This is a genomic window from Clostridium sp. YIM B02500 (assembly GCF_022324665.1).
GTDB classification, from domain to species: Bacteria; Bacillota; Clostridia; order Clostridiales; family Clostridiaceae; genus Clostridium; species Clostridium beijerinckii.
Map to the genome: position 1 here is coordinate 105225 of NZ_JAKGTE010000001.1, position 14496 is coordinate 119720.

The following is a 14496-nucleotide window of genomic DNA, read 5'->3' on the forward strand; positions in this document are numbered from 1 at the left end:
AATTAATTATCATTTATAAACTCACACTAGATTTTATATACAGATATCACGTCAAGCCAAAGTAAAAGTTACCTAATAATACTTAAAGGAATGTATATTATATTAAAATACGAATCATCATTACCCTTAATTTTCTTATAATTTTGATATTTTTCCAAAAAGAGTACCAAAATTTTCACATATATTTTGTATAATATAGCGAAAAAGTTAAATATCACTTTTAATTTCGAAAAAATAAAAAAATATTTAAATAAAATATTATATAAAATGGAGGATAAATTATGCTAAAAAGATTAACTAATGCAACATCACTACTAGTAGCTGCAGCTGCTATTATTTCAATAGTGCCTGCTCATGCGGCTGATTATAAAAAAATCGACTCACAAGAAGGTACTATATACAGCGCAACAGCATACAAAGATGGTAAATTTTATATTGATGGAGAAATTAATAACAAGGATGAAGCTGCTTACTACTTAGCAAACGGTAAATACAATAATCTATCAGATATTGATAGTGGATCCTCTTCTGAAATCTACGGTTCTAAATATGTGAACGTAGAAAATGGTGATTATTTCATTAATTTAGATAACGGTTCTGTAACTGATGAATCTATAAAAGAAAATGCAGAAGATGATGCTGCTTCAGCTCTAAGAAAGAATCTTAAAAAAGACAATGATGGAAGATTCGACAAAACTGAAGCTGAAACAATTCAAAAATTAACGAATGTAGAGCTTCCAGGGAATAAATTTTCAGATCCATGGTATAAATTTGAATATTCAAAAGACAATTCAACAAATGGAGCAATTACTAAATTAAATGTATATACTGATGCTCAAGGAAACTACATTGATGCTGATTATAATTTAGGATCACTAAAAGTAACTACAGTTGCATCTTCATCTACATCAAAAACAATAATTGTAGCTAACACAGACGATACTTATGATGCTGATAGCACTAATTCTATTACAGGAAAAGATAAAATATCAGCAAGCATTGATACTTCTACTGGAAAAATAATTGGACAAGATAGTAGCTATATTTATAGAACAGCGAAGGTTACTGTAAGTGCCGCTAATGGAGCTAAAATAACTAAAATTAATGGAATGGATGTCACTGTTGATAGCGGACATACATTTACTGTAAACAATAGCACATTGGGTTCTGGCACTAGTACAGTAAGTTTCAATGTAATTCAAAAAATATCAAAATCGCAAGCTTCAGGTAACATAGATGGAGCTAAGTACGCTAAATCAGTAACAACTTATGTTATTTCTGATAAGGACGGAAAAAATGAGTCTTTTTCCTATGATAAGTATACTGTTGCCAACGGTAAGTTAGTTGGTTACACAGCTAATAGTTCAAATTTAAAAGTTAGAACGGCAACATTAACGTCAAAAAATGGATATTATTATGTTGATTTAGCTGACGAATCAAGTGAAGATGTTAAAGTAAATGGTTCTAAAAGTGCTGTTGATACAGATGTAAGCGGAAATCTTTGGAGATTAGACGCCGGATATATCTATAAGTGGGATAATAATGAAGACTGGACGAAAGTATATAAGGTCGATGGTTCTTTTGATCAAATTTCAGTTTACGATGATAATAATATCGTAACTTGGAATAAAAATAATGAAGTTTATTCGGTAATAGGTGGAAAGGAGACAATTCCAACAACCCCAGCTGAACCAACAACTCCTGTAGTAAATAAAGGATGGGTTAAAACTGATGCAGGCTGGACTTTCTACAACACTAATGGAAATCAATTAAAAGGACAATGGGTTAATGATTCCGGAACTTGGTACTATATTAAAGCAGATGGCATCATGGCTACTGGCTGGATCAAGGATGGATCAACTTGGTATTTCTTAACTGGCTCAGGTGCCATGAAAACTGGCTGGTTGAATGATAATGGAACTTGGTATTACTTACAATCATCAGGTGCTATGAAGACTGGTTGGTTAAATGATAATGGAACTTGGTACTATCTAAGCGCATCAGGTTCAATGTTGTCTAACACAATTGTTGATGGATATAAATTAAATGCTTCAGGTGCTTGGATTAGATAGAAAAAAATCTCAAAGTAATTTTTGAAATACTAAAATTATATGTTTGACTTTTTTGCTATATCAAAATAAAAAATTATAGACTCTTTTAAATATTTTCCTAGATTTATTAATAATTGGGCTATATCAAAATCTATTTGGTATAGCTCTTCTTTCATTCGATATTCAGATCTTATTTATAAAATCAACCTCCTTAAGATTTTCTTAAGACACGTTAAGAAAATCTTAAGAAAATTTACCACTTAAAAAAGTACCAAGTACTGTTTAAAGAGTTGTATATTATAGTGAATGACAAAATCTTACCTGTATATTAATAATATTACATTTAATTGATTATTCATTCATAACTATTAGCTAAATATTTTAATTAGCTTAAATACTATTAAATTTTATTTTCATAAGAGGAGGACAATATTATGATAAGAGGCATGGGAAAGGTAACATCACTATTAGTAGCAGCAGCAACAGTTGCTTCATTAGTACCTTTTAGTGGCGCTAATGCTGCTGAGGTGAAAAGAATTAGTTCTGATGATGGAACTATCTATAATGCAATAGCATATAAAGACGGTAAAGCTTATATCGATGGAGAAATTAATGATGACGAAGAAGCTTACTATTTATCCAACGGAAAATTCAATAAATTAGACGATGTTGATTCAGGAGATAGCGCAGCTCTATTTGGAGAAAAATATTTAGATATATCAGATGGAGACTATACTGTTGACTTAGATAAAGGTAGCGTAACTGATGATGATATTAAAGGTGATACTGAAGATGATGCCGCTGCTGCTTTAAGAAAAAAAATCAAAGATGATACAGATGATAGGTATAATGAAACTGAAGCAAATACTATTAAAGATTCAAATCATGGTGACCTATTCGATTTAATTCCAGGAGCAAAGTATAATAAGGTTTGGTATTATACACAATATAAAGCCGCTCAAAAATCTATAGATAAAAATGTCAATGGATTAAATGGATTGGATTCAGCCCATCAAATATTTAATGTATTTACTGATGATAAAGGCAATTATATTGATGCGGACTATAACTTAGGTAAAGTTAAGGTTACAACAACAGCTTCAAGTGCTTCTGGTACTACATTAACAAAGACAGATACAATAGAGAACACAAACGACGCTTACGATGCAGCTGATGGAATTATCAATGGAACTAGCGTTAGCGGCTCTGATAAATTAAGTGCAAGTGTTGTTCAAGATAGAGTATTAACCCAAGATAAAGATTATATATATAGACTTGCAACTGTAAAAATAACTATTACCACTGGTGCAGCTGCTACAATTAGTGAAATAAATGGTGTTAAAGTTGATCCAAATAATAGCAACGATATCTTCAAAGTTGAAAATAACGGACAAGTTGTATCTTTCAAAGCTATTCAAAAAATATCAAAAACTCAAGCTTCTGGTGATATTGATGACGCTAAATATGCTAAAACTGTAACTACTTATGCACTTTCTGATAAAGATGGTAAAAAGTTAGATGCTGAAGATTTATTTATAAATACTTCAGGCAACGTAGTCACTACAACTAACTATACTGTAGGTTCTGGAAAGCTTATAGCTTACAATTCTGAAATTAACAATAACGACAAAGTTACTGTTAGAGCTTATACATTAAAATCAAGTAGTGGATTCTATTATGCTGATGAGGAAGATCAAAGCAAAGAAGATTGTGAAAACAGCAAAAACCAAGGTGCTGCTGTTCAAACAGATGTTGACGGAAATCTATGGAGATTAGATGGTGGATATATCTACAAATTTGATAATACTGATGACTGGGACAAAGTATACAGAGTAGACGGATCATTTGATGAATTCTCAGTTTATGATAAAGATAATATCGTTGCTTGGAGCGAAGATGATGATGTTTATTCATTAATAGGTGGAAAACAATCTAATACTGACCCTGATGATACTCCAGTAGTAAAAACAGGATGGGTACAAGCTTCAGATGGAACTTGGTCTTATATTAAAGCTGACGGAAATAAGGCGACAGGTTGGGTTCAAGATGGATCAACTTGGTACTATTTTAAAGCTGATGGATCTATGGCTACTGGTTGGGTTCAAGATGGATCAACTTGGTATTACTTCCAATCATGGGGTGGAATGCAAACTGGTTGGCTAAATAATAACGGTACTTGGTATTACTTACAATCATGGGGCGGAATGAAGACTGGTTGGCTAAATGATAACGGCAATTGGTACTACTTACAATCATGGGGCGGAATGCAAACTGGTTGGTTTAATGATAATGGTACTTGGTACTACCTATACTCAAATGGTGTTATGGCCGCTAACACAGTAGTTAATGGATACAACTTATCTGCAAGCGGTGCTTGGGTATAAATTATCATATATAAACTATAAAATTAATAATATAAAATCTATATATTAACCTAAATAATATGCTCTTTTAAACCTCTCCTAGGTTTACTATAACAAGGCTGTCTCAAAAGAAATAGATACTTTTTGAGACAGCCTTACATTTTAATATAACGGGATTCAAATTCTAAATCTAATATAATTTCGTTTACATAAAAGTAAATATAATCTTTAAATTATTGATCATAGTTATTTTGGAGGTTATCCTAAATTATAATTTCCTAATATTAAAGACTTTTATAATAATGTATTTAAAAGTTCAACTTCATTCGTAATTATACTATCTACTCCAACCATTATCACCTTTTTCATATCAACTAAACTATTAACTGTATATGGATTTACTTTTATTCCTGCATCTTTAATTTCTTTAATATATTCTTCGTTTAATATACTTGAAAAATGAGGATGATAACAATCAACAGAAATGGCTTTCAAATATTTAGGTACATTAACTAGTATAGTTTCTGTCAGAGCACCTAAAGTGATCTTTTTATTATTCTCAAGTTTTCTTACTTTTACTAAACTAGTATGATTAAAGCTTGATATTATAACCTTATCTCTTAAATTATATTCATCAATCATAGACAAAACTTTTTTCTCTAGACCTTTATATTCTATGACACTATTCTTAAGTTCCAAATTTAATACTTTCAAATCAGAGTCTGCAACAAGCTCTAATAGTTCTCGCAGAGTTGGTATTTCCTCTCCACCTCTGTTTTGAAAATATTCTACTTCTTCCATAGTATATTTTCCAACCTTATAGCTACCAGCTTGTTTACCTTCCTCATAGTTTCTTTCTGTTGCCATATTTAACTTTAAATGTGCCATTTCCTGCAAAGAATCATTCTTTAAAAGTTGAATTTCCGGTACACTTTTAGTTCTAAATATCTTTAGTTCATCTAGAGTATAATCTTTAACAAAGCCATGGCCATTTGTAGTTCTATCTAAAGTCTCATCATGAAGTATAATTGGAACTCCATCCTTAGAAAGCTGAACATCTGCCTCTATTCCATCAGCATTATACTCAATCGCTTTTTTAAATGCCAACATTGTATTCTCATCAAACTTTCCACTATAACCTCTATGCGCAATATTTAAAATCTTCAAGTTATTCCCCCCTTGTTAAAATATAATTTATCTTACACAATTCCCCTAATATACATATCTTACACTAAACATAACTATATTACCATAATGAATATTAGTTTCATGATTCTTAATTAAAAATAATTTATAATAACACACTCTATATTTATTATATTTTAAATATATTTATAGTTTAATTTCTGCATTTTATTCTGATTAAATACTTAGATAAGTAGAATTTTAAATGTAAAAAATACCTGCCAAGAATAAGTTTGTTCCAAGCATATTCTTGTGCAGGTTTATACATACTTTTTATTGACCACTTATTTTTATTTCTTTAGTTCCTATAACTCCTGAACCATCAGTTGCAATTGCTTTTACAATAACTTTTCCATTTGATATCGCTGTTAGCTTACCAGTATCACTTATTGTTGCTGATCCATCCTCGTTTACAACTAGCCACTTTACTTTTTGATTATCCGAATTAGTAGGATATACCTTTTTACTCATTTGTAAACTTCCACCCTTAGTAGTTATTGAACTTATCTCTGTAGTTCCAGAAATAGGTCCTAAAACTACTATATTTTCTACTTTTATAGTAGTTTCACCACCTGTGTCTTCATTTTTCCTCCACTGAGCATATAATGTGATATCTTTAGTTATTTTTATTCTATCATCATACTCGTAGCTTGAACCATCACCATCACTTTTTGTATTCCATTCAATGAAAGTATACCCATTCTTAACTGGTTTATACAAAGTAAGCATTGTATCTTCATCAACAGTTTTTGTCCTAAGTAACTCATCATCATCGTCCTCAGCCTCAGGATCTTTAAACTTAACTTTATATTGTTTTTTTACTTCCTTTGAAGGGTCTGTAGGAATATCCTTTGACATTTTTGAGTCCTCATCAATTATTTGATTTGGTACATATGGAAGTGTATTATTTCCATAATAATCAAAACTTTTAGTCGGTATTGGATAATCACTTCCTATACAAGCCCCACTATCATCAAGGTTATAGATCCTTCCATTTATAATAGAAGTTCCCTTCTGCATTGCACCGTTTTCTGAAAATATATAAATCTTTCCTTCTATTTGAATTACACCTGTTTGCATTACTCCACTTAGATCAGTATAATACCACTCTCCGTTGTCAAGAATCCATCCAGTTCTCATTAATCCATAAGAATCAAAGTAATACCAAATTCCGTTTATTTGCTTCCATCCTCCATTAGCATAACCATATATATCTGCATAACTCCAACTCCCATCATAGTTTTCAATCCATGCAGCTAAAGACTTTACTGGAGCTACAGTAATTAATGATGAAATAGCAAGACTTACTGCAATAGATTTCCTTAAATATTCATACTTCACAATTAAGTTCTCCCCCTTATCTTTCCTAATTATTTGGTCAAGTCATAAAACTACAACTTGACCATTTTTCCTTTAGTATTTTATACACTCTTTAACTATTTGGATTTATTATTATTGTTTTTGTAACTGATATTCCTGATCCATCATCAAGAGTTGCTTTTATATTAACGCTGCCTTGTTTTAAAGCTGTTAAATCTGCTGTTAAATCTCCAGTTGAATTAATAGTCGCAAGATCCGTATTTGTTCCGTCTATATTACTTATAGACCATATCACTTTTTTACCTGTTACACTAGTTGGGCTTATAACTGAAGTCAATTTCACTGTGTTTCCAACAGCTACTGTATTACTTGATTGATTTATTGTGATTCCAGATGCTGAATTTATTGTTACAACTGACTGTCCGACAATTCCAGACCCGTCTGTCGCAGCTGCGTTTACAGTAACCGTTCCATTTGATACTGCAGTTAAAATTCCATTACTATCAATTGTTGCTTTTCCTGTTACAGGCGTTACTGACCAAGTTATTGCTTTATTAACTGCATCTGTTGGCCCCACCGTTGCTAGCATTTGTAATGTACCATTTGGAATAACTATTGTAGAAATATTTCCTGTTCCTGTCACAGTTATTGTCCCTACTTTACCACTTATAGTTATAGGCAGACTTCCCACAACTTTTGATCCATCTGTTGCAGTTGCATTTACAGTAACCGTTCCATTTGATACTGCGCTTAATAGCCCATTGCTATCAACTGTTGCTTTTCCTGTTCCAGGAGTTACCGACCAAGTCACACTTTTACTAGTCGCCCCTGTTGGTTCAAAACTTGCAGTCATTTGTAATGCTCCACCATCCGTTATTTCATTTCCACTTCCATCTGGTGCATTAACTGTAACTTTAGTAACCTTAACTTGTGGAATTACTTTTACTGTTATATATTTGCTAATTCCCTTTCCATTATCTGCAGTAGCTATCACTTTAACATCACCAGAGGATACTCCTGTCAACACTCCTGAAGATGTAATTGTTGCTGTTCCTGTTCCATTGGAAACAGACCAGTTCACTATTTTATATGTTGCATTATTCGGATCTACACTAGCACTCATCTGCAATGTTCCACCAACCACTACTTCTGGAGCTTCATCAGGACTTATTGTTATATCTGTTACATTTGTAATTTGTCCAGCTATTCTTACAGTTGCACTTCCAATTGCGGTTGTACCATCTGCATTTACTACACTTGCTTTTACTGTAACAGTTCCGTTAGTCACTCCTTTTATATTTATAGAACTTCCTACTGTTCCACCTTCAATCTTAGCACTTCCGCCATCACTTCCACTAATAACTTCCCAATTTACAGCTTCTGATGTCGTTGTAGAATAACTTGGTAATAAACTAGCTATCAATCCAAGTGTTCCATCATCTTCTGTTATTGATAAAGCTGCTCCATCTTTTGTTGCTATATTAATCTTAGTTGCAGGTATATTATTGTCGATACCACTTATAGTGACTTCTTTCGTATCACTAATACCCGTTCCATCAGTAGCAGTCGCTTTTACTGTTACTTTTCCATTTGATTTTGGAGTTAATTCACCAGTATTAGTATCAATTGTAGCACTTCCTGTATTATTCTCAACAGACCATACTACTGCACCATTAGTTGCATCCTTTGGTAATACAGTTTTATCCATAGTTACTTTTCCAGTTCCTGTTACTGAATCTGGTCCATCTATAGTAATTTTAGAAACCTTAATTTTTTGACCACTTATAGTAACATCTTTAGTCGCAACTACTCCACTACCATCTAATGCCTCAGCTTGTACAGTTACTGGTGTTCCATTTGTATTTGTTACCGCCTTTAAAAGTCCAGTTGAGCTATTAATTGTCGCTTTGTCTTGTCCAGACTTAATTGACCATTTTACTGATTTATTAGTTGCAGTAGTTGGGGTTATATTTAAGTTCAATTGTAATGTTCCACCATCTTCTGTAATTGCAAAATCAGTTTTAGTTGTAGTAATATCCATCCTAGTTACCAATATTTTTGTACTTTGTCCACTTATCGTTACCGTCATACTTCCAACAACATTATTACTTGCAGTTGCTTTTACTGTAACTGTCCCATTAGATATTGCCTTTAAAAGCCCAGTTGAAGAATCAATAGATGCGCTTCCTGTATTATTTTGAACTTCCCAAGTTACAGCTTGATTAGTTGCATCTTCTGGCAATATAGTCGCTTTCATTTGAAGAGTTCCATTCTCAGCTGTTATTGTTGATTCTCCTGATTGTCCGCTTACTGTAACCTTACTTACTGGAACCACTACATCTGTGTTTGTAACTGTAACTTCTTTTGTTCCACTTACATCAGAGCCGTCCTTTGCAGTTGCCTTCACCATAACTGTTCCAGCTGATACTCCAGTCAATACTCCATTGCTATCAATAGTTGCTTTTCCAGTTTCATCAGAAACAGACCATGTCACATCTGCATTAGTAACATTACTTGGTGATACTTCTGCTGTCATTGTAACGGATTTATTTACAGTAACATTTGAGTTTCCTTTTATATTAATATCTTCTACATAAACCGATGTATCTTCTTTCCATTGTGCATATAGTATTATATCTTCTTCTACTTTTATACTATCATCCGCATCGTAGCTCTTTCCAGATCCATTGCTTTTAGCATTCCATCCTGCAAAAACACGTCCATCCTTAGTTGGCTTATATAAGTCAAATGACTTACCATATTTAACAGTTTTAGTTTTAAGCTCTGATCCATCTGAATCTTTAAGTAAAACTTTAAAGGTCCTTCCTTCATTTGGATTGTCATCTGATCCAGTTTTATCCTCAATAACTTCATTAAATTTCGAGTCAGTTGGAGAGGTAATTACCTTATTGTCAGTATTCTTCAATACCTGAATGCAATTTCCTGAATCATCATACTCTTTTTCTGGAGTTGGCATTTTAGTTCCAACGACTTCTCCATCAGAACCAATAGTGTAAAACTCTCCATTTATAACTGTATTATTTGTCTTTATCGCTCCGTTATCGTCAAAAATATAAACTTTTCCTGAGATATTAACAATTCCTGTTTGAATTACACCACTTGAATCTGCATAATACCATTTCTTATTATAATTAATCCACCCAGTTTTCATTGCTCCATCATTTTGCAAGAAGTACCATGAAGAGCCTGCTTTGATCCATCCTGTTTGCATTTTCCCATTTCCATCAAAATAATATATCTGTCCGTCAATCCTCTTCCATCCTGTAACTTTTTGATTATCTTGCATATAATAAAAATTCCCTTGATAATCATTTACCCATTCGGCTGAAGCCCTTAATGGAATTAGAGTGAATAATGTCATAGAAACGGTAATTGCTGAAATTATTTTATTTATAAACTTCCATTTCATCAAATCTACCCCTATCTTATATTTTTCATAGTACCTTATATTAAAAAGTACTTTTGTCTTACCATAATTCAAACAACTATTATAATAAAATTTAACAGAGATAATATGTACTTTTGAACAATTGAATTCTTATCACACAATTATCCAAATAATATTCCTGAATTTATCTTATTACTCTATTTATTATCGAAGCTTTTTTGAATAACTATATAGATATAATACCATTTTACATTAAATATCCCATATTGAGTATAATTTAAAAATCTAAGGAGGAAAGTTGCCGTCTTCCCCCTTAGATTTAATTCATGACTTCAATTAATATAAGGTTCCATCTGAACCAAACATATATTTTGTTCCATCTATATATCTTGATCCCGTTACCATTTCTCCATTAATATTAAAATAATAGTTTTTACCATCAATAACTACCCATTCATTTTTTTTCATTACACCCGTACCTTCATCTAAATAATACCAATTATTCTTAGAATAAATCCATCCTGTTTTCATTGAGCCATCATCATTTGAATAATACCAATTTCCATTAGCTCTAAACCAACCTGTCTGCATTTCTCCTGATGTATTCTTAAAATAGTACCAATTACTACCCAAGTTAAGCCAATCACCAGCTGCCTGTCCATTATCTTTTAAATAATACCATTTTCCATTAGAAGATTTCCAAATTGAAGCTGACATTGATCCATCATTATTAAAATAATACCAGTACTCATCAACTTTAAACCAATCCTTTACCATCTTCCCATCAGCTTTTAAGTAATAATATTTACCATTGTAATTAACCCACTCCATCTTTTTAACAGCTCCATCTTCACCAACATAATACCAATCATCATCTTGTACCCATTGATTAAACAATTCATAGCCCTTTTTCTTATCGAAGTAGCACTTCTTACCATCTACGATCTGCCAACCTGTTTCCATGGCCCCATCAATTCTATTAAAATAATATATTTTTCCATTTATCTTTTGTATCCCTTTTAAACTGACTCCGTCTTTATCATAATAGTATATATATCCATCATGTTTTCCCCAGCCTTTATCATTATCATACCTGTCAAACACTTTATCCCAAGCATCATCAACATCATTATTCTTATCTTTAAGAGCATCGGTAAGATCATCTAAGGAGTCATTTATGTCATTTATCCCATCACTTATTCCATCTATAGTTTTATCAAATTCATTCTTACCTTTATCTATCAAGCCGCCAATTTGAGTATTTATATCTGGAATCATATTGTATGTCCCACTTTTTATCATTACCTTTATCTTATCCCCAACATTACCTAGATTAACTCCGTCAATCATATTATCTAATAAATTCTTTTCGTAATCTCCAACTACAACAGCATATTTATAACTTTTATTTGCTGTGATATCTCCGTTTTTAGTTAATGATAAGCTTAAAATAGAGAATTTAGTTCCATCTATATCCAAAGGAAAACTTAAGCTGCCACTCAAATTAGTAACACCATTAAAATCAATAATATTTAAATCTCTATTTATTTTATCTGATTGCCCCTGTTTTGCCTTTAACATATTATAAATTGGGTTATTAATTACATATACCTTGTTGTTTACGGAATCAATAACATTGATACTCATACCATCACCAATAACTTTAGAACCATTATCTAAATTAATTACTTTTGAATAAGCCGTTGTACCTACTGCTGGGTCAAATGTCAATGACGGAACTATATCTAGGCTACTGTAAGATGCATTCCTCACATTAGCACTATAAGTATTTATGCAATATGCGCCATTTCCTACCACAGTATTAACTATTGATCCTACTAACCCCTTTACCACAAAGGCCTGAGCTATGACATCACCAGAATTATTTTTCCCAGTATACTGATATATAGGGATATTCTGAAATCTGCTCTTAATAGCACTTGGTAATGCTGCTTGTAAGTTTTTCTCCACTATAGGTTCGATTACGTTTTTAAGCGTTTCCTCTGGTATAGTACCTCCTGTAGCCGATTCTGCCTTCGATACAACTGCATTTGTTATTGGATCTTTCAACACCTCATAAACTTGTGCTGAAATTTCATCAACTAGCGAACCAGACAGATTGTACGATAACTTGCCACATTCCTCATTATCGATTGACTTTGCGCCTTTACTGCTAAACATCAATTTTACTCCATTTTCTAACTGAGGGTTTATAGTTGTGTTTTCGGCCATTCCTATAAGAGTATCTCCATCAGGAACCATTGATCCTATATCAATTCCAGAAAGAGCTATGTTATTAGTTTGGGGATTTAAAATTATTTTTGAAATATCATTAGTCTCCGCTTTAACTGGAGTACTGAAAACACTATTTGGTATTGTAGCTATAATACTTGTCCCAATTAATATAAGTGCTAATATTTTATTAATTCTTCTTATCATGCCAATCGCCTCCAAAATATCTATATATATTATATCATTTATACTGGTGAGTTTAAATATTCTAATAATATATAGTTACTTTTAATGTGCATTATATTATGTAAAATTCATTGGACAAATATCTAATTATATAATTAATGATATAACTATATTTACGAATTGAGCTATAAATATCCGCATAAAAATAACCATATCGTGATACAAAAATTATATCTTTGATATGGTTATTCTAAAACTCTTTAATCAATTTATTCCTTAAATATTTATTCTTATTATTTTAATTTGAATTTTTGTACTAATTCCGTTAAATGCATTGCTATCTGAGCTTGCTGAGTTGCTGCATTGGCTACTTGCGATATAGCTGATGAACTAGTTTCTATTTCTGATTGTATTTTCTCGCTATTAACAGAAGATTTTTGAACATCTGCAGCTGTACTTTGAAGTGCTTCATTTATCTGCTCAACTGTAGCTTCAACCTCTTGAGCCATTGATACTAGTTCCTCTGACATTGAGCTTACAAAATCACCATCATTACTATACTTTTCTCCAATCTTAGCATAATCCTGTAACTGCTTATTAACTTCACTCGACATAAAGTTAAGTATATCATTACTGTTATCTGAGAGATTTTTAACTGCATCCTGTATCTTAGATATTGTATCTTGGATTGTAAAAACAGTTTGGGAAGATTCCTCTGCAAGTTTTCTAATTTCTTCTGCAACAACCGCAAAACCTTTTCCTGATTCTCCTGCTCTAGCCGCTTCTATTGCTGCATTTAGTGCCAAAAGATTAGTTTGCTCCGCAATATCAGCTATAGCCCCAGCCATAACTTTAACTTCCTCAACAACTCTTGCATCTTCAATTGCCTTTATTATATCCTTTTCTTTTTGTTCTCTTATTTGTGTTGTATTTGCAATAGCAATTTTACTATCTTCCTTGACCTTTTCAGCTCTTCTCTGAATCTTTTCAGCATTTGTACTTCCATCGGCTGCTTTATTTGCCAAGCTTTCCATGCTGGAATTAACTTCTTCAATAGAAGCAGCAATCTCTTCTGCCGTTGCACTTGTTTCCGTCATTGTAACATTTATATTTTTGGATGAATTATCAACTTCATCAAGCTTGGCTGATACTTCTTCTACATTCGCAGATAGTTCCTGACTTAATCCACTCATATTACAAGCTTCATTTAAAATAGTTGAAATAAGATTTTTTACATTCTCCTGAGCTACGTTTAATTCTCTTCCAGTCGCCCCAATTTCATCATCTTTAGTTATTTCAATACCTTCTGAAAAATCATAGCTTGCCAATTTCATAGCAAATTTCTGAAGACTGTTTAACCTTGAGATTATATTTTTATGCATGTAAAATCCAGCAAAAATTGCAGCAATTATACTTATGATACATACCACTACAGTTGTCGTAATATCTCTTGCCAGCGTATCTCCATTGGCAATACCATTTTTTATATCACTAAGCTGCTTAAAATTCACTATTCCTGATATAAATACCAAAATAGACATAATTACATACGAAACTTGAAGTTTAACCTTTAATGATACATTTTTTTTCTCTTTATTCATTTTGTCTCCTCCTATATGTACCTTCCAATCTAATTGCATTCACTTATGAAATATTTTAATAAATAGATTCATATTTATAGACAGTGATTTACTATCCTACCCAACTTTATAATATCATTATTTTTTCCTACATTCAACTAATACAAACA

7 protein-coding genes are annotated in these 14496 nt (G+C 32.1%); 2 read left to right on the forward strand and 5 right to left on the reverse strand.

From position 1 onward, the window contains the following. The first annotated feature begins 281 nt into the window (after nucleotides 1-281). Both L1S46_RS00375 and L1S46_RS00380 read left to right on the forward strand, forming a co-directional pair. Nucleotides 282-2072: an N-acetylmuramoyl-L-alanine amidase family protein gene (locus L1S46_RS00375; RefSeq protein WP_012060872.1), complete on the forward strand. Its 1791-nt coding sequence runs from the start codon at nucleotides 282-284 to the stop codon at nucleotides 2070-2072. 413 nt (nucleotides 2073-2485) lie between these two features. Further along, complete coding sequence (locus L1S46_RS00380; RefSeq protein ID WP_012060873.1) at nucleotides 2486-4435, forward strand: N-acetylmuramoyl-L-alanine amidase family protein; 1950 nt, start codon at nucleotides 2486-2488, stop codon at nucleotides 4433-4435. A 273-nt stretch (nucleotides 4436-4708) separates the two neighbouring features. Here the strand turns inward: L1S46_RS00380 and L1S46_RS00385 are convergent, their stop codons facing one another. From L1S46_RS00385 to L1S46_RS00405, 5 genes are all read right to left on the reverse strand, one after another. Further along, complete coding sequence (locus L1S46_RS00385) at nucleotides 4709-5581, reverse strand: glycerophosphodiester phosphodiesterase (protein ID WP_012060874.1); 873 nt, start codon at nucleotides 5579-5581, stop codon at nucleotides 4709-4711. 291 nt (nucleotides 5582-5872) lie between these two features. Beyond that, nucleotides 5873-6940: an InlB B-repeat-containing protein gene (locus L1S46_RS26485; protein ID WP_012060875.1), complete on the reverse strand. Its 1068-nt coding sequence runs from the start codon at nucleotides 6938-6940 to the stop codon at nucleotides 5873-5875. Nucleotides 6941-7031: 91 nt separating this feature from the next. After that, on the reverse strand, nucleotides 7032-10349 hold the full coding sequence (locus L1S46_RS00395) for an Ig-like domain-containing protein (RefSeq protein WP_238898775.1): 3318 nt from the start codon (nucleotides 10347-10349) through the stop codon (nucleotides 7032-7034). Between the two features lie 315 nt (nucleotides 10350-10664). Further along, nucleotides 10665-12767, reverse strand: coding sequence for a cell wall-binding protein (locus tag L1S46_RS00400; RefSeq protein WP_238898776.1), 2103 nt, complete (start codon nucleotides 12765-12767; stop codon nucleotides 10665-10667). Between the two features lie 272 nt (nucleotides 12768-13039). Then, complete coding sequence (locus L1S46_RS00405) at nucleotides 13040-14347, reverse strand: methyl-accepting chemotaxis protein (RefSeq protein WP_012060878.1); 1308 nt, start codon at nucleotides 14345-14347, stop codon at nucleotides 13040-13042. Nucleotides 14348-14496: the final 149 nt, after the last annotated feature.

Bases quoted from the DNA above. Each gene is read 5' to 3' on its own strand.
- L1S46_RS00405 (WP_012060878.1), bottom strand. From the start codon at position 14,347: ATGAATAAAGAGAAAAAAAATGTATCATTAAAGGTTAAACTTCAAGTT.
- L1S46_RS00375 (WP_012060872.1), top strand. From the start codon at position 282: ATGCTAAAAAGATTAACTAATGCAACATCACTACTAGTAGCTGCAGCT.
- L1S46_RS00400 (WP_238898776.1), bottom strand. From the start codon at position 12,767: ATGATAAGAAGAATTAATAAAATATTAGCACTTATATTAATTGGGACA.
- L1S46_RS00380 (WP_012060873.1), top strand. From the start codon at position 2,486: ATGATAAGAGGCATGGGAAAGGTAACATCACTATTAGTAGCAGCAGCA.
- L1S46_RS00395 (WP_238898775.1), bottom strand. From the start codon at position 10,349: ATGAAATGGAAGTTTATAAATAAAATAATTTCAGCAATTACCGTTTCT.